We start from the raw sequence: 16,809 nt of genomic DNA on the forward strand, positions 1-16,809 counted from the left end.
TATATGAAAGCCATATTAATCACTTTGTTCGCGCTGGTTTTGTCGGCTTGTAGCTCGCCAAACATCGAACTGTACAAAAGTAACAAACCTGAGTTTATTCTTAGTGAATTCTTTAATGGAGAGCTGAGCGCTCATGGCGTATTAAAAAACCGCAGTGGCGAAGTTATACGGTACTTTAATGCTCGTTTAAAAGGGTCTTGGGTAGAAGGCAAAGGAACGCTGGAAGAGTGGTTCGTGTTTGACGACGGAGAAGAGCATCAGCGTGTGTGGAAGCTCGTTCCCAATGACCGTGGTTCTTATGATGCAACCGCGAATGACGTTAACGGGACGGCTGAGGCGAAGTTTGCTGGGAACGCTTTATTCATGAAATATGAACTACAGGTTCCGTATGATGGCGATATCATTTCGGTTATGGTCGATGACAGAATGTACTTAGTGGATAAAAACGTGGTGATCAACGAATCAGTCATGTCTAAGTTTGGCGTTGATGTCGGATACATTACGCTTACTATTGTCAAAAAGTCACAGGATTGATCATCTTTTCGACTTTTTACGCCTTGCGGGCGTTGGAAAAAGTGTAGATCATATGCGCTTTAATTTTCTTCGATGGATCGTAATCAATGGGCTCAGTGACAGGGAATTCCGCAATACCTACCCGCGTTAAACGCGTCTTGCTCGTTAGCTTTTTATTCTTCATTGTTATTATTTATCCGTCATACGTTTATTACGAGTTGCAAAGCAGCTTGCAAAGTAAGGGGGTTGAAGTAAAGCAATTGCTTCAGTCCAAGATAAATCACATGTTTGACGAAATGGGGCTCGTGCTGACCCTTCCCGAGCTTGAGTGTGACAAGCACACTGTACAAGCTTTACGTCGAGCGTCTTTTTATTCTCCCTACTTAACGGAACTTGGGTTATTTAACTCGGAATACCGTGTTTATTGTACTGACTATGGTAAAAGTGACTTTCCTATTTTTCGATCTATTCGCAGTCGGATCGAAGCGGCGGACGATCATCGGTCGATGTCTATTGCGCTGTCTAAGTCGATCAAAGAAAGGGCGTTATTTGCCTTTCTCTATGATGAAAAGCGGCAAATAGGCATCAACGGACTTGCTCCTCCACATGTATTAGAAAACGGTATCGACGGTCTGTTGGGGGATGAATTTGGTTACCGTATCGCGGTGGGCTTAGAGGTGTTAGGGCAGCACGACCTTCTAAAAGGAAGTACGTTGATTCGCCCTTACGAATCGTATATTCGATCTCCAGATATTTTTATATCCGTCGTTGTTAAAGATCGTCATATTGTCACGACCTTGCTCTATCGGTTGCCCATCGCCTTATTGGTTGCGATCTTGCTTTATTGGTCTATCTGTACTGGGTTTAAAGTGAGAGTGGCGAAGCAAGCTTCTTTTGATAATCGAGTTCGCAAGGCGATAACGAACAGAGATATCGACGTTTATTTCCAGCCGATCATTGATATAAAAACAAGCCAAGTGAGTTCGGCAGAGGCCTTAATAAGATGGCAGTCTGAGCGTTTTGGGAATGTAGAACCGACTCGGATTGTTTCTGTCGCAGCGAAATACGACTTAATGAATGACCTAACAACGATGATTATTCGCAGTGTTGGGGCCGCTTATCGAAACCACAAAGGCGTGCTAGATAATATTTCGATCTTTGTAAATGTTGACCTTGCAACGCTATGCAATGACGCTTTTATTGATGACTTGCGAGATCTTTTCTCTCTCTATCCAGAGTTAGAAGGGCGGCTTGGGCTTGAAACCCATGGTTTGTATTTGTTGTCGGAACTGGAATATCAAACGACTGTCCAGTTAATCAATACAATACGTCAATTTGGCATTGCTATTTCGTTGGATGATTTTGGCTTAGGTTATGCCGATACCTCGGTGCTCAAGTCTACTTCCATTGATGTGCTAAAACTAGACCGCCGATTCGTTTCACATTTTAATCGGTATGATGTTGCGAATGGCGATATTGTTAAGCAGGCGCTCGTGTTAGCGAATGAGAAAGGGATTGAGTTGGTCGCTGAAGGGGTCGAAACGTCCAATCAAATGGAGAGACTAACGTCATTGGGGATTCGTTACATTCAAGGTTATCACTACAATCGCGCCTTGCCTGAGAGAGAATTTGTAAAAGTGGCGTTTAAAAATACGAAAGAGGCTAATAGTTCAAATACACCGAATGCTGATACAGAATAAAGAATTGAATTGTCGTTAAGACTTACCTATCCTCTCGTTCTGTATTTAATAAGAGTGTCTAAAAATGGCTAAGTTGGTGTTTCGTCTAAAAAATGTGCCTGATGACGAGGTAAATGAAATTCGTCAGTTGCTAGACGAGCGCGATATTCCATTTTATGAAACCAGCGCGGGGCGCTGGCAAATTTCCCTTGCTGGAATATGGGTTAAAGACAATCAGCTAGCGATAAAAGCAAGGCAGTTGATTGTGGAAGATCAGAATATGAGAGCCCTTGCTGCCGTGCCAATCAGTAAAAAAGACTGGATTGTCGGTGTTCTTCAACACGCACGGCACAATCCAGTAGAGATGATTTTTACTATTGCCGCTATTGCGATGGTTCTGGGTTTATCACTCTTTCCTTTTTTCTTGGCGACCTAATGCCTTTAGATCGCCTTTCTTTCGTATAACCTCTCAGCCTGTTGTGCCTGTCCTAGACAGGCACTGCTAATTCCAAGTCTTCCAAAAGTGCTTGGGTAACATGGCGGCGAGTGATAATACCAATAATTTCTTCGCCTTCGACGACAGGATAAACCTTTGGTTTTGGCTCTGACATCATCTTTGCGATTTCCATAATGTGATCATTGGGTTTGACACTCAATGGGTTCGTTTTCATTACCGTTTCTACTTTACGCGGCTCCTCGCTGTAATAAGCGCTTTGCATCAAAGCGGGCAAAATATCCTGCTCCGATACAAAGCCAATTAAATGGCCGTTGGCGTCGGCAACTGGCGCGCCCGGTAATTTTCGCTGCGCTAGTCCTTTTACGCAATCCGCGATGCTGGTCTCTGGATGAACAAAGAAAGTATCACGGGACATTACATCGCGTACTAACAATGATCCTGTTTTCATGACTCACCCTCCATTACAGTCTCTATTCGTTAGTGTAGGGTGAGAAATGAAGATTTGCCTTATCTTGTCAGTATTTTTTCGGAAAAACGTTATGAGGTCGACAGTTCCGTTTTATTTAATGCGTTTTTCTTAGAGGCTTTATTAGCAAGGTTGGCCGTAATGAATTGCACCGAAATAGCAGAAAATACCACCACACCAATACCGAACAAACTGAATAGATCGGCGTTAGCTGAGTAAATCAAATCGCTCCAAAGTCCAATAGAGACGCACACTTCTGTCAGAATAAACGCGGTAATTGGCGTCAGGGCGATTGCCGCGCTGACTTGTACTGTTTGCCAGTAACGCATGGCTTGTGAGAAAGCACCGTAGGCAATTAAGGTGTTTACACAACAAAATATCACCACCAGTGCGTCAGTCCCTGAAAGTGTCAATAGCTTGCTGGGAGTCGAAAATGGCAACATCACGATGCTTGCATAGACATAGATGGCCAACAAGATATTGGAGGACGACAGCTTGCTAAAGAGTGACTTCTGAAGCAATGCATACGAGGCCCAAGCCATAGAAGACACTTGAACGATAAGAAAGCCGATACCCATCGAGCCAAAGTCGACACTGTTTGCGCCGAAACTTTGTTCTAAGATGGGGTGAAAGAAGATCGCCATGCCGATGAAAATTACGGCAAAGCAGCCCCACTGCTGCCAGTGTATTTTTTCTTTCAGTAAGAAAAAGCCACCTAAAGCTAAAAATAGGGGCGCGAGCTGAAAGCTCAGTTGAGCAGCCCCAGGGTGCATATAGTCTAAGCTCACCACGAAGGTGGTATAGTTAGTAATGAGCAGCGTACCTGCCGCTATCAAACGTAGCCAGTCAGAGCGCGTTAGTTGTTTGAATTCGTGAAGTTTCTTAAACTTCCACTGAAACATAAAGACGACAATAGCGGCGAATAAAAAGCGAGTCCAAGTTAGTGTCACTGCATCAGAGAAACCGGTTGTCAGCTTCAGAGCAATGGGTAGCATTCCCCAAAATAGAACAGTGACTGAACTAAAAGTCAGGCCTAACAAAAATAGCCTTTTCGCGTTTTGCATGTCCTTAATCTCTCATTTATGTGGGTTGGAAAACCTCTAAAAATCAATCATGCAGGGAGTAGCGAATTTTATCCAATGCATAATGGTTCTTACCACTATGCATAAAGTGAATTTAAGTGAGAATCAATCATCAAAAAGGACAGAAGTGAACACCGTATTCGCAGGCACTTAAAGCTGTTGTATACTGTACGCTCCAATCATGGGTATTCAGGACAAACATTGAAACAAAAGCACAGCTCAAAGCGAACTCGCGAATCGAACACATTGGGGCTTCATCCAAGGAACCCTCATCGATCTCGATATGATTTTGCTTTGTTAGTGGATTCTTTTCCTGAGCTCGCCCAGTATGTGTTTAAGAACCAATACGGCTCTGAAACCATTCACTTCTCAGATCCTGACGCCGTTCGAGCGCTTAACAGCGCACTATTGAACCATTTTTATGGCATTAGTTTTTGGGATATTCCTAAAGGCTTTTTGTGCCCACCGATACCAGGTCGAGCGGATTATATTCATCACTTGGCGGATTTACTGGCGCAGAGCAACAATGGCACCATCCCACGAGGAAAACGGGTGAAAGCCTTAGATGTGGGCGTGGGAGCGAATTGTGTCTATCCGATTGTCGGTTATAAAGAATATGGCTGGCAATTTGTGGGTGTCGATGCGAATAGTGTCGCTGTTATGGCTGCGAGTGAAATTGTTAAAGCCAACGGTTCATTGAAAAAAGCCATTAAAATTCGTCAACAGCCAGATAATATGCATGTTTTTCAAAATGTCTGGGCAGAAGGCGAGCGTTTTGACGTCACCCTATGCAATCCACCTTTCCATACCAGTGAAGCCAGTATGGAAAAAGAAAATACACGTAAACGAAATGGCTTAAAAGCGCGAAAAAGTGGTCAAATGGACAACCAGCGAGAGCATGCCGATACGCAAGCACCGTTGAACTTTGGTGGGCAATCCGCTGAACTGTGGTGCGATGGCGGCGAAGCTGGGTTTATTTCCAGAATGATTCAAGAAAGTGTCGCAGTGAAAGATCAGTGCTTTTGGTTCACGTCGTTAGTATCTAGACAGGCCAACTTACCAGCCTTGAGAGCACTGCTTAAAAAAGTGAACGTGCAGCAGATAAAAGAAGTCGAAATGGCACAGGGTCAGAAAGTCAGCCGATTTATTGCTTGGAGTTTCTTGGAGAGCGATCAAATCGATTATTGGCAAGCCAATTACTGGAACAGCTAGTGCCTAAAAGACTAAACAGTCTAAAAACTGAAAAGTGCCTAAAGCGCCATAAACCAAGAATAAGTCAACACTTATGGGTCTACGGCGCTTTATTTGCCTAAAAAAACCGCTTATTTGCTGAGTTCAATGGCAATATTCGCGGCTAAGCGGGCATTATTGAAAACCAGTTGAATGTTGCTTGCTAGACTGTTCCCTCCCGTTAGCTCTGCAACGCGCGCCAGTAAGAATGGCGTCGACTCCTTGCCACCGATACCTTGCTCTTCTAACTCATTTAGCGCTTGCTCAATCGCCTTGTCGATGGTTTCTTTATGCATCGCAAACTCTTCTGGAATGGGGTTGGCAATTACCGCTCCGCCTTTCAAGTTCATTGCCCACTTAGCACTTAAGAAGTCTGCAATCTGTTTTGCTGATGTAAGGTTGTAATCAACGGTTTGGTCACTTTCACGTGTATAGAAGGCTGGCAGAGCGTCCGTGTTATAGCCTAAAACAGGCACGCCCTGTGTTTCCAAATATTCACGGGTTAGTGCTAAATCTAAGATGGATTTTGCACCAGCACAGACCACGGCAACGTCGGTTTGAGCAAGCTCTTGTAAATCGGCTGAAATGTCGAAGGTTTTATGCGCTCCACGGTGCACACCGCCGATGCCGCCTGTCGCAAACACTTTGATGCCCGCCATCGCGGCAACAATCATCGTTGCGGCAACCGTCGTCGCACCATGCTGCTTTTGTGCAACAACAAAGGGTAAATCTCGACGAGAGCATTTTGTGACCGAAAGCCCTGCTTTTGCCAAGGTTTCAATTTCTGAGTTGCTAAGACCCGCTTTTAAGCGTCCATCAATAATGGCAATTGTGGCGGGAACTGCGCCGTTATCGCGGATCACTTGTTCGACTTTTTTAGCGGTTTCTGCGTTTTCTGGCCAAGGCATTCCGTGAGAAATAATTGTGCTTTCAAGCGCGACCACAGGTTTGCCTTTGGCGACGGCGTCGGCAACGTCAGGGTGAATATCTAAGTACTGATTCATAATGATTCTATCCCGTGATTAACATGTTCGTTTGTTAGGTTCGGATGGTTTGCATCCGCTGATTCTAATGTGAGCGCAGCGCAAGCCGCGGCAAAGTGAAGGCTCTTTTCAATTGAATGGTCTTGCTGTCGCGCGTGTAAAAAGCCCGCGATGAGCGCATCGCCCGCGCCGCTGTCGCTCACTGGGCTTGAAGGAAGACATGTTTGGCTAAAGCAAGTGTGTTCAGAAGCATAGAGCACGCCTTGATTTCCTAGGCTCAACAGCACTTGCTGTACGCCTTGTTCTAAGAGCAGCTTAGCAAGCTTTGTTTGATCCTGCTCGTCTGAGTCTAGAATGGCTCTTGCTTCGTCTTGATTCACTTTTAACACAGAGAGCTTTGATAAGATGGGTCGTAGTCTAATGGCTTTAGTGGCAGACACCGCATCGGCACACCAAGTCGTCTTTAGCGTCAGTGTGGCAAGCCATCTAATAGTATCTTCGCTTAGGTTTGCGTCTAAAATGATGTGCCCTGCTGATTGCAGTAGCGGCATTTTTGTTTGTAAGCGTTCTGGGGAAAGCTGGTCTACTATGCGCATGTCGGCAATGGCTGCATTCAGCTCTCCGACTTCATTATTAATTGCAAGATAGGTGCTGGTGGGTAATTGCTCGTGGCGGATTAGGTCTTGAGTATTGACGCCAGCGTCACGTGTCCGCTCGTTAATCCACTCGCCATTTTGATCTTCACCAATTAAAGCAACGAGGTGAACATTTTCCCCGAGTCTTGCAAGGTTCTCAGCTATGTTTCTTCCGACACCGCCCGGACTTTGGCTAACGAAGCCGGGATTAGAATCTGACATCTTTAATGCATTCGACGAACGTCCGTTGATATCAATATTTGCGCCGCCTATGACAACAAACGGATTTTCACTGGCAAGCATGTACCCTTTACCAAGAATGTATCCTTGCCGAGTTAGCCGCATGATATGGCCCGCCAAAGATTCACGACTCATGCCAATTCGATTTGCTAGTGTTTGTTGTGACGCTAGAGGGTCTTGTCTGATCGCCTCTAAAACCGTTGATTCCTGATCTGTCATCGTAGCCTGCGCTGTATCCATGAACGATATCTAGAAAATAACAAATGTTAATAATTATAACAAATGTTTTAATTCGATGTGTTTGTGAATTTTTAGGAAGAAGTCTGGTCATATTTAATGAACTGAGTATCAAGATAAAACCGTGTTTTTTTGTATAGAATGGTATTTAATTAGGTTATCAAATTTGGTCTGCTGCATTTAGTAAAGGGAGCCTTTGTGTTTAAGAGTTTTCGCGCTCGACTCGTATTGTTCATCGTCGGTCTTCTTGCTGTAGTGCAAGTGGGCACCGCGATCGCTGTCCTTAACTCTCTTAAGGCGGATAATTACCGTCAAGGCGTCCATGCTATTGATGTTGCAGTCAATGTCTTAAAGCTTCAGCTAGGGGATAGAGCCAAGCAATTAACCACAGGCGTTGGCATACTGGCGTCCGATTTCGGCTTTAAACGCGCTGTGGCTACTCAGGATATTGGCACCATTAAATCGGTGCTTGAAAATCACGGAGCGCGAATCTCATCCGACAGTGCCATGCTGTTTTCTCCCAATGGCAAACTCATTGCTTCTACTCAGGAAGTGCAAGACATAAGCTTTGTGACTCAACGAATTTTAGAGGCCAGACGACAGGGACTAAAGTCAATTAATAACTTAGTTGGCGTTGATGGCTATGTGTCACAGCTGGTGTTGGTGCCTGTGCGTGCGCCAAATCTAATTGCTTGGGTCGGGATGTCGTTTGAGCTGGATGAAGTCTTTGCGCAGCATATTGCCAGTATTACACAGTTAGACGTCAGCTTCGTGAGTGAGCAATCCGCCGAGATTAAACACATTGTTTCGAGCCTGCCAAAAGACGACCTTAATTGGGTGGTGACGCCATCTAAACTGAAAGACTATATTGAAACGCCCATGTTTACGGACAATGAAGCGTATCTTTCGTCGGCGGTTAAGTTAGACGAAAAGGGCGGCGAATGGGGGATTGTCCATTTACCGTATGCTCCTTGGTTAAAAGGCTATGAAGAAGCGCGAAATAACCTCATGTTAATTTTCGCGTTTACCTTGCTATTAGCTGCGTTAGTTGCGCTGGTAATGGCACGTTCACTATCGAGACCGATACAGAAGCTCGTTGGCTATGCGCAAGCAATTGGGCTAGGGAAAACAGAGCACGCCCCGAAAGTGGCAGGTGAGTTTGGTGTGTTGGCGAACACCATGAACACGATGGAAAAGGCCATCCTCAATCGTGAAGAAGAGATTATTTTCAGAAGTTCTCATGACTTTTTAACGGGGCTTTATAACCGTTCGGCGTTAGAGCGAGAACTAACGAGTCAATTGCCAAGAAGCTGTGGTGCTTTAGTCCGTATCAATATACGGCGCTTTAAAGACATCAATAGCATGATGGGTTTTGACGCTGGTGATGAAGTCTTAAAGCAAACTGGGACGATCTTGTCTGACATTAGCCCTGATGTTGAATACGTCGCTCGCACCGGTGGAGATGAATTCACCGTGATTCTATCCAAACATCATCGCGAAGAAGATTGTTTGAAACTCCAAGAAATCATTCAACATGAAATCGAAAAGGGCATTAATCAGCGTATTCGATTAAAAGTGTCGATTGGTGTGTTGCCCTTGTCTGCGGACATTACCACGGCAAATGACGCCATGCGTCGTATCGATATTACCAGTGGTCGTGCGAAAGAGCGTGAACTGGGCATTGCCTTCTATCAGGACGGGTTGGACGAGATCAATCAAAGAAACCTCACTATCATTAATGACATCGACAATGCGCTCCTTAACAATCAGTTGTTTATGGTCTATCAGCCAAAAATTGCGGTACGAGAGGGATGTTGTTATGAGGCTGAAGCGCTGGTTCGCTGGGTTCACCCAGAACTTGGCTTCGTGCCTCCCGATGAATTTATTGGCCTGTTGGAGCAAACGGGTAACGTTCAGCAACTTACATTTTGGGTACTAGAGCAGGTTATTGATCAGGTCTCAACATGGTGGGCTGGTGGCGATAAAGTGACGGTTGCGGTGAATTTATCCGCACTGGATTTGGTTAATGAATCACTACCCGATTGGCTTACAAATAAGCTGAATGAAAAAGGCTTACCTGTCTCTGCTATATCACTTGAGGTGACCGAAAGCGCGGTTATGTCTGACGCCGATAAGGTTGTGTCGGTATTGGAAAGGCTGCAAGAAAAGCAGTTCCATTTGGCCATCGATGACTTTGGTACAGGGCAATCAGCGTTGTCTTATCTGCGTGACTTACCCGTTAATGAAGTGAAGGTTGATCGTGCATTTGTTCAATATCTGGATACCAATGACAACGATAAGTACATCGTTCGCGCGACCATCGAGTTATCTCATAGCTTGGGCTTTAAAGTGACTGCCGAAGGCGCTGAAAATAAGGAAGGTGTTGAGATCCTTAAGACTTTGGGTTGCGATAAGATACAGGGCTATTATTTTTCAAAACCACTTGCACCAGATGACTATATGGTTTGGTGCCATGATTTTAATGACCAGAAAGAAAACGCCTAATGTTAGCGGTTGTACGCCTTAGTGTCCTCGTTATTCTTATTGTTCTTGTAACATTGGCTGGACTGGTGATGTGTGCATTTCTTGCCTTGTCTTCGCGCCGAGCAAAGGACCGTGTGTATTACTTAGGGAAAATCCTCGCATCGGCGGCCAGGTTATTCGGTTTACGTGTTAAGACGGATGTGCACCCTAAAGCAACGACGGTGCAGCAAGCGGTCTATGTGGCCAACCATCAAAATAACTTTGATCTATTTACGTTAGCGCATGTGGTGCCGCATGGCGTGGTAACGGTGGGGAAGTCGTCCTTAAAGTGGATTCCCTTTTTCGGAACACTGTATTGGGCCAGCGGTAATTTTTTGATTAAACGGCATGATAGGGACAAAGCGATCGCCCGCATCACAGATATCGTGACGCAGATGAAGCAAACAGGGCTTTCGATTTGGATGTTTCCAGAGGGAACACGAAGCCGAGGTCGAGGTTGGTTACCGTTTAAACGAGGTGCTTTCCATGCGGCTATTCAAGCGGGTGTGCCGATTGTTCCGGTTGTATGCAGTGATACTCATGGGCAAGTCAAACTCAATCGTTTGAGCAACGGTTCTGTTACTGTAAAAGTACTTGAACCTATTAGTACAGAGGGTCTTACCGATGAGGATGTGGCAGACCTAGTGGCTAGATGTGAACAGCTAATGCATGAAGCAAAAGAAGCGCGATAGTTGCAGTTGCTTTCTCTCTTCCTCTCTTCTTTCCTTTCCTTTCGCTAGTCTAGGGTCACGTAAACCTTCAGTTCAGACTTTAATTCGGCAATGAGTTTTTGGTTTTTGCTGGATTGAATAACATTTTGTTCAGATCGTTGGCGAATCGCTTTCCAAAGCGTCGGCAATTCTGAAGTGAGTGACTTAAGTTCATCATCGACATCCATCCCAAGTTTATACGCTTCAATGCTAGCGTGGCCTCGCTGATGTAAGTGTCTTATCAAGGTAATTGCTCTGAATGTAAGCAAGGTCAATGTGGCGTCTTGAAGGCAAAGTAAGTGCTTTTTCGTTATTTTGCTCTTTATTGTTTCTTTATAATGTTTACCTGTTTCCCACGTTGCGCCAAGCAATGCGCCAATGGTTGTTGCCGTCCCTAACGACAACCCGGCACTGAGTATATCGATACTAACGCCAATCGCTGCGCCTGTAGCCGCACTGGTTCCGGCTTGAAGCCCCCATTCGGTTAAACTTTCAGGAGAAAATAGATCCTGAGTCCAGCGGTTGTTCGCAATGGGGAGTGTATTGACCAGAGTGTCTTCTTTTTGGAAATCGTATAAAGAAAGCAAGCGCAAAATAGCACTTTGTTCGATCGATCGAACCGCGTTTTCAAAGGCTTCCTGAACGTTTTTCTCCGGCGGGTATAACGCGCTTTCTATGCGTTTAGATGCACAGGCGAATAACATTTCAGCTACGTACTTCGTTGCTTCGTCTAGACGCTGTTTTGCTGCTTCGTATCGTGTGTCGAGCAGTGTTTGCAGTGCATCATACTGACTAGGAGCAAGGCTTTGCAGTGTTTGATACAAACGTTTTTCGTCTTCGAAAAAGAAAGCGACGGTATCGTATTTTACGAACGCATGATGGTGGCGCTCAGCGAGAACCGATTTCCATTTATCCTGCTGCTCAGTCGCAGGGTGACTGAAGTTCAAGATAGGAATGATGGGTTTGTTAGCGCAGGCTAATACGTTCAGCTCATCGAGATATTTGCCAAGAGGTGCTTGTCGAGAGTCGATCACATAGAGAATGATATCTGCGTTGATTAATTGCTTAATGATTTTACTTTCTTGCTCAAACTCCTGTTGTCCTAACGCCGTATCAGGGAAAGTTTCGAGCCATTGATAGTTCGTGACCCCGCTGTATTCGGGTTGCTGTCGTGCATCCCAAAGTCCAATCGAATCCTCGAATCCGGGGGTATCAATTAAACGCAGGACTGAGCGGCGCTCTACTTTAATATCAACTGCTTCAACGTGTCTGGTTGTGCCTGCAATATTGCCGACTTGCCCAAATCCTTTGTCGCGTATTAGTGTGCGTATTAGCGAGGTTTTCCCAGTATTAGCATGACCTACGATAAGTAGATTAATCGGCATGATGATGCGCCTCATTTGCAGACCAATAGCGTAAGCGATTGGTTTCGATATTGGCATTTAGGGCATGTTGTACCCATTGTTGTTCGTAAGTGTTACCAACAATGATGAGCGTAAAGTGTGTGCTCGCCTGCGCCATTTGTTTTAAAAATCTTAGAGAGCCACGATCAGGGCAATTACCTCCATTCACGACGAGGCTGAATGCAGAGAGTGGTACGTTATGCTCTAAAAGTTCTTTTTGATCTTGTCGATTGTTGATCGTCTTTAGCGAGTGTCCATTGACCTTGTCACCGTCCCATTCAAAGCCAAATAAAGGTGCGTTGAAATCCGATGCTGTGGCTGACTTTATCTTGGTGGCGGTAGAGGTTGTTATATCAGCGCCCTTTGAGTCTTCATCAATAATGATGGTTTGATGTTGTTCCTTTTGAGAGGCTTTGGCATGCGCTAGGATGGCTTTTATCGCTTGTGAAAGCGTGAATTTATAGCGTGAATATGAAAACGTGATGAGCAGAAATCGCGGAACGATACCGTATAGAATGATACTAAAAAGTACAAGGTACGCCCACTTTTGCTGAAGGGCGGGTAACCTTTCCGTATTAGACAATTCAGCGTTCGACCATCCAGCGTTCGACCATTCAGTGTTAGACAAGGCGCTCAGCTGTACTTCGAGGTTACTTGGGACAGAAACACCTAATAGGTTAGGAAACGCTCCTAAAAGACGAGTGAAATTCTGAAAGTCTGATGAACTTAACAATGTCGTTTCCCAGACGAAATGTACTTCATGGGTCATTAAGTAAACGCCGGTACTTAAAAGCCCGCCCATTAAATAACAGGCCCAGGTGGTGTGCATTAAGCTACCAATAAGCCACTTTCCGCGTTGATTTGCTAGATATAGTTCTTGGTAGGCTTTGACATAACGAGGCTCAGACTTAGCGAGTTTTGCACCGAATCGAATTAAAAGCTGAACGATGTGCTGCCAGTTACGACTTCCCGAAGGTCGAATAAAACAGGAAAGCAGCCAGAGCAATAAGCTTAAGGTGTTTGCTCCAAGTAATAGGAGCAACAGCCAGAATACATTAATATGGTTACCATCGGATTGCCCAAATGTACTCGGTGCAATAGAGGCTCCGAGTAGAACGGCGATGCTTAGTAGCGCAACAATGACCGTTTTCTTTATCGACACCAGTTTGTCGAACGCCAATTTGTAATGAGAGTTGAAGCGTGAAATCGAATCTTCGGTTTGGCCTAACGTGTGCGCTTCGTTTAGATTTCTAAGCAACGCAAGCTTTTCATTGTCTTTCATAAATACTGCTTAATATAGATGTATTTAAATCAGCGGCTTGCATCAAGGCTTTTGAAACGTCGCTCTAAGATCTCGTTAGAAGACGGAACTAAATCGGTAATGACACTTTGCTCAAAAGCTTGGCCGGCTGCTTTTCCATAATAATGTTACCTTTCCTTATGTTTAAAAGCACATCCCCTTGGTTTCTTAATACACTGTAGTCGTCAAAACCGCTTAGTAGAATCGCGTTTGCTGGGTTGCCTACTTTAATACCATAGTTCTGGAGCTTTAGGGTTTTCGCGCTGTTGTCGGAGATAAAGTCTAATGCGCTGATAAAGTCATCATAGCCCATCATCTGGCAGATATGCAGACCAGAATCTAACGTACGTAATAGTTTACCATTACCGAGCGAGTACCATGGATCGAAGATAGAATCTTGAGCAAAGCTGACGTTTAACCCCGCCTCGTTGAGCTCTTTAACGCGTGTCACGCCACGGCGTTTTGGGTAAGTGTCAAAGCGTCCTTGAAGGTGAATACTCTCAGTAGGGCAGGAGATAAAGTTTATGCCCGAATGTTTGAGTAATCTGAATAGTTTCGAGCAATAGGCATTGTCGTAGGAATGCATCGCTGTGGTATGACTGGCCGTCACTCTATTACCAATATTGTGCTTTAGCGCTTCATAAGCAAGAAACTCAAGAAAGCGTGAGTTTGGGTCATCAATTTCATCACAATGAACATCAATCAGACGGTCGTACTTAAGCGCCAACTTGACTAGAAACTTAACCGATTGTTCGCCAAGCTCTCGGGTGTACTCAAAATGAGGGATGCCACCAACAACATCGGCTCCTATTTCCATCGCTTCTTCCATTAGCTTTTCGCCATTTGGAAAGGACGGAATGCCTTCTTGAGGAAAAGCTACTACTTGGATATCGAGCGTGTCTTTGAGTTCATCACGCATAGCGCATAAGGTCTTGAGCGCCACAAGTGATGGATCCGTTGTATCAACATGGGTTCTTATATGTTGCACGCCTTGTTCTATCAGAAGTTCAAGTGTTTTTGTTACGCGTGCTCGTATATCTGCTTCATTTAGCATGGGTTTGCGTTGAGACCAACGCTCAATGCCCTCAAATAAGGTGCCGCTGCGGTTCCATTCCGGCTCTCCTGCTGTGAGCGCGGCGTCTAGATGAATATGGGGTTCAACAAAGGGGGCGCATAATAGATTGCCGTTAGCATTCATGTCCGTTGGCAGAGCAGAGATCGAATCAGCTTGCTTTTTAATGCTGTTAAACACGCCCTCTTTGATCTCAACGGTGAATAAGTCGCTTTGCTTTCTTAAACGAGCGTTAACAATCTTCATATGCTCTCCAGTGTTTCCTAATGTTTTGGGCTGTCGCCTAGTTACAGTAAATCACATGACGGCATATGGGTGAATATTTGTAATCGATAATTTTGCCAATCGTATGCGGCCTTGGGAGTTTTTTTTAGGATTTTAGATTCTTTTAATTCAAATTTCGACGAAATACTAGACATTTTTGTAGGCTTTGGCTTACGCGGATGTAGGAAAGTGGAAGGAAGTTATGTAATTCTTCGTAAGGTGTTCTGTAGGAAAATGTTGTTGGCTGTTGTTTGCTATTTTTTGCTTAACTAGACTGCAAGCGTATTTAACAACTTATGAAGGTAATTGCTATGCGCTTACAGTCGATAAGAGCCAAGATAACTGCACCGCTTTTGTTGCTTGCCGTTATTATGGTTGGAACGTTTGCTGTTATGACTTCCTTAATCGAGACACAAAAATCAGCGATGAGCCGCCAGGCGGAGAATTACTTCGGAGCTGTTTCTGTCGTCTTAAATGCAGACCGCGACTTTTATCAAGCACGCTTGGCGATGGAACAAATTGTTGCTAAGCAAGGAAACTTTGATGAACTGTATGCGGAATTTGATGAAAATGCTCAACAAGTAATCGATCGATTCAATTTATACCGTGACCATGTTGGCGATTTCCCAGAGCTTTATCAAGATTTCCAAAACTTTGATTCGTTGTTTTCTGAATGGCGATCACAAAGTGCTGCGCTTTTGAAAAGCAGTCAATCAGGTATAGACGTTACAGATGAGCTTGCATCATCTGACAAAAAATTCTCAGATCTCAGAGGAATTTTAGACAAAGCGGGTGAAGTCGTTGGTCTTCATGCTAAGCAAGACGGTAAGGAAATACAGGATCTTGTGAACTCAAGAGAAATGCTCAGTATTGTCGCGATTGCTATTACGTTGGTGATTGTATTCCTGTTTGGCCTGATTGTACCAAAACAAATTGCGGGTCGAGCGAACGGTCTTGCGGTGCGAATTCGTGAAATTGCAGAAGGTGATGGTGATCTGACTCAGCGTATTAATTCATCGGCGAAAGATGAATTAGGCGACTTAGCAAACGAGTTCGACAACTTTGTTGAACGTTTGCGAGGCATTATTACAACGATCCAAACTCAAGCTCATTCGTTGGGTGGTATGACGGGAGAGCTTAACAGCGCCTCAAGCCGTACAGCAGGTGTGACAGAAGCCTTGGTTAATGCTTCTAACTCTATTGTGAGTGCCGGACACGAAATGAGTATGGCCAACCAACAAATGTCGGATGTTGCTAGTGAGACAGCAAGTGAGTCGCAAAATTCTAATCAGCTAGCGGAGCAAGGTATCACCGCCGTCAATGGTTCTAACAGTGCAATTAGAAGGTTAGTGCTCGACATTGATGATGCCTTAACAAGATCCGATGAACTGCAAAAAAGCTCTGAAGCCATTGCCTCGGTTCTTGAGGTGATTCGAAATATTGCAGAGCAGACGAATTTATTGGCGCTAAACGCGGCAATAGAAGCGGCTCGTGCCGGTGAACAAGGTCGTGGTTTTGCTGTTGTTGCGGATGAGGTTCGAACGCTTGCTACTCGAACTCAAGACAGTACCAATGAGATCGAATCGATGATTGAGCAGTTAAAAGTTAACGTATCAGAATCGTCTAAAGCGATACAAAACAGTCGTTCCAATGCAGACAAAACCGTATCGAATTTTGATGAAGTAATACGTATATTTGGTTCGTTGCAAGAGTCATTTGGTAAGGTTCAAGAGATGGCTGCGCAAACCGCACAAGCGACACAAGAGCAGGCGATTGTGTCAAATGATATCAATGAGAATTTAAACTCATTGAAAGGGCAGTCTGATGAAGTTCAATCCGTCGCTGACGTGATCCAAACACAATCGACTCAGATCTCAGACCTTTACCAAGCACTGAATGTGCAAGTCGGTAGCTTTAAAGTCTAAGAGCTAAAGTGATGTAAGAACTGGCGAGATTAAAAAAGCGCTTCGGGTGTAAAACCAGAAGCGCTTTTTTATTGCTGAGTTTTAAATACT

At 44.6% G+C, this 16,809-nt stretch carries 14 protein-coding genes; 7 read left to right on the forward strand and 7 right to left on the reverse strand.

Annotated elements, in window-relative coordinates:
• The first annotated feature begins 3 nt into the window (after positions 1-3).
• From MARME_RS02415 to MARME_RS02425, 3 genes are all read left to right on the forward strand, one after another.
• Positions 4-534, forward strand: a complete 531-nt coding sequence (locus tag MARME_RS02415) for a DUF3833 domain-containing protein (protein WP_013659683.1) — start codon at positions 4-6, stop codon at positions 532-534.
• A gap of 86 nt (positions 535-620) precedes the next feature.
• On the forward strand, positions 621-2,213 hold the full coding sequence (locus tag MARME_RS02420; RefSeq protein ID WP_013659684.1) for an EAL domain-containing protein: 1,593 nt from the start codon (positions 621-623) through the stop codon (positions 2,211-2,213).
• A 64-nt stretch (positions 2,214-2,277) separates the two neighbouring features.
• A complete protein-coding gene (locus MARME_RS02425; RefSeq protein WP_013659685.1) occupies positions 2,278-2,628 on the forward strand; it encodes a DUF6164 family protein in 351 nt (116 codons plus the stop codon).
• A gap of 52 nt (positions 2,629-2,680) precedes the next feature.
• Here MARME_RS02425 and MARME_RS02430 read toward each other — a convergent pair whose 3' ends face one another.
• On the reverse strand, positions 2,681-3,097 hold the full coding sequence (locus tag MARME_RS02430; RefSeq protein ID WP_013659686.1) for a CBS domain-containing protein: 417 nt from the start codon (positions 3,095-3,097) through the stop codon (positions 2,681-2,683).
• Positions 3,098-3,186: 89 nt separating this feature from the next.
• A complete protein-coding gene (locus MARME_RS02435; protein ID WP_013659687.1) occupies positions 3,187-4,179 on the reverse strand; it encodes a DMT family transporter in 993 nt (330 codons plus the stop codon).
• A 219-nt stretch (positions 4,180-4,398) separates the two neighbouring features.
• Here MARME_RS02435 and rlmF point away from each other — a divergent pair, with 219 nt between their 5' ends.
• Positions 4,399-5,409 carry a 23S rRNA (adenine(1618)-N(6))-methyltransferase RlmF gene (gene rlmF / locus MARME_RS02440; protein WP_013659688.1) on the forward strand — a complete coding sequence of 337 codons (1,011 nt, stop codon included), beginning with the start codon at positions 4,399-4,401 and terminating at the stop codon, positions 5,407-5,409.
• A gap of 110 nt (positions 5,410-5,519) precedes the next feature.
• On the opposite strand, the gene MARME_RS02445 is transcribed toward rlmF, so the two are convergent.
• Together MARME_RS02445 and MARME_RS02450 are read right to left on the reverse strand one after the other, a co-directional pair.
• Positions 5,520-6,431, reverse strand: a complete 912-nt coding sequence (locus MARME_RS02445; RefSeq protein WP_013659689.1) for a pseudouridine-5'-phosphate glycosidase — start codon at positions 6,429-6,431, stop codon at positions 5,520-5,522.
• Entirely contained in the window at positions 6,428-7,525 is a 1,098-nt protein-coding gene (locus MARME_RS02450) for a carbohydrate kinase (RefSeq protein WP_223295004.1), read from the reverse strand. Before MARME_RS02450 ends, MARME_RS02445 begins: the two co-directional genes overlap by 4 nt.
• 195 nt (positions 7,526-7,720) lie before the next feature.
• Between MARME_RS02450 and MARME_RS02455 the strand changes: the two genes are divergently transcribed.
• Both MARME_RS02455 and MARME_RS02460 read left to right on the forward strand, forming a co-directional pair.
• Entirely contained in the window at positions 7,721-10,027 is a 2,307-nt protein-coding gene (locus tag MARME_RS02455; protein WP_013659691.1) for a bifunctional diguanylate cyclase/phosphodiesterase, read from the forward strand.
• Complete coding sequence (locus tag MARME_RS02460; RefSeq protein ID WP_013659692.1) at positions 10,027-10,737, forward strand: 1-acylglycerol-3-phosphate O-acyltransferase; 711 nt, start codon at positions 10,027-10,029, stop codon at positions 10,735-10,737. The genes MARME_RS02455 and MARME_RS02460 overlap by 1 nt, the downstream gene beginning before the upstream one ends.
• Before the next feature lie 44 nt (positions 10,738-10,781).
• Here the strand turns inward: MARME_RS02460 and MARME_RS02465 are convergent, their stop codons facing one another.
• The 3 genes from MARME_RS02465 to codA form a co-directional block, all read right to left on the reverse strand.
• The gene (locus MARME_RS02465; RefSeq protein WP_013659693.1) at positions 10,782-12,140 is read right to left on the reverse strand and encodes a GTPase/DUF3482 domain-containing protein; all 1,359 of its coding nucleotides are present in this window, start codon (positions 12,138-12,140) and stop codon (positions 10,782-10,784) included.
• Positions 12,130-13,440: a DUF2868 domain-containing protein gene (locus MARME_RS02470; RefSeq protein ID WP_013659694.1), complete on the reverse strand. Its 1,311-nt coding sequence runs from the start codon at positions 13,438-13,440 to the stop codon at positions 12,130-12,132. The genes MARME_RS02465 and MARME_RS02470 overlap by 11 nt, the downstream gene beginning before the upstream one ends.
• A gap of 88 nt (positions 13,441-13,528) precedes the next feature.
• A complete protein-coding gene (gene codA / locus MARME_RS02475) occupies positions 13,529-14,776 on the reverse strand; it encodes a cytosine deaminase (RefSeq protein WP_013659695.1) in 1,248 nt (415 codons plus the stop codon).
• Positions 14,777-15,105: 329 nt separating this feature from the next.
• Between codA and MARME_RS02480 the strand changes: the two genes are divergently transcribed.
• The gene (locus MARME_RS02480) at positions 15,106-16,719 is read left to right on the forward strand and encodes a methyl-accepting chemotaxis protein (protein WP_013659696.1); all 1,614 of its coding nucleotides are present in this window, start codon (positions 15,106-15,108) and stop codon (positions 16,717-16,719) included.
• Positions 16,720-16,809: the final 90 nt, after the last annotated feature.

Source organism: Marinomonas mediterranea MMB-1 (assembly GCF_000192865.1).
In the GTDB taxonomy this organism is placed as follows: domain Bacteria; phylum Pseudomonadota; class Gammaproteobacteria; order Pseudomonadales; family Marinomonadaceae; genus Marinomonas; species Marinomonas mediterranea.

What these genes read in the sequence shown, in the direction of transcription:
- MARME_RS02425 (WP_013659685.1), top strand. Translation starts at nt 2,278, where the DNA reads ATGGCTAAGTTGGTGTTTCGTCTAAAAAATGTGCCTGATGACGAGGTA.
- MARME_RS02415 (WP_013659683.1), top strand. Translation starts at nt 4, where the DNA reads ATGAAAGCCATATTAATCACTTTGTTCGCGCTGGTTTTGTCGGCTTGT.
- MARME_RS02480 (WP_013659696.1), top strand. Translation starts at nt 15,106, where the DNA reads ATGCGCTTACAGTCGATAAGAGCCAAGATAACTGCACCGCTTTTGTTG.
- MARME_RS02470 (WP_013659694.1), bottom strand. Translation starts at nt 13,440, where the DNA reads ATGAAAGACAATGAAAAGCTTGCGTTGCTTAGAAATCTAAACGAAGCG.
- MARME_RS02435 (WP_013659687.1), bottom strand. Translation starts at nt 4,179, where the DNA reads ATGCAAAACGCGAAAAGGCTATTTTTGTTAGGCCTGACTTTTAGTTCA.
- MARME_RS02430 (WP_013659686.1), bottom strand. Translation starts at nt 3,097, where the DNA reads ATGAAAACAGGATCATTGTTAGTACGCGATGTAATGTCCCGTGATACT.
- codA (WP_013659695.1), bottom strand. Translation starts at nt 14,776, where the DNA reads ATGAAGATTGTTAACGCTCGTTTAAGAAAGCAAAGCGACTTATTCACC.
- MARME_RS02450 (WP_223295004.1), bottom strand. Translation starts at nt 7,525, where the DNA reads ATGGATACAGCGCAGGCTACGATGACAGATCAGGAATCAACGGTTTTA.
- MARME_RS02465 (WP_013659693.1), bottom strand. Translation starts at nt 12,140, where the DNA reads ATGCCGATTAATCTACTTATCGTAGGTCATGCTAATACTGGGAAAACC.
- MARME_RS02420 (WP_013659684.1), top strand. Translation starts at nt 621, where the DNA reads ATGGGCTCAGTGACAGGGAATTCCGCAATACCTACCCGCGTTAAACGC.
- MARME_RS02460 (WP_013659692.1), top strand. Translation starts at nt 10,027, where the DNA reads ATGTTAGCGGTTGTACGCCTTAGTGTCCTCGTTATTCTTATTGTTCTT.
- MARME_RS02445 (WP_013659689.1), bottom strand. Translation starts at nt 6,431, where the DNA reads ATGAATCAGTACTTAGATATTCACCCTGACGTTGCCGACGCCGTCGCC.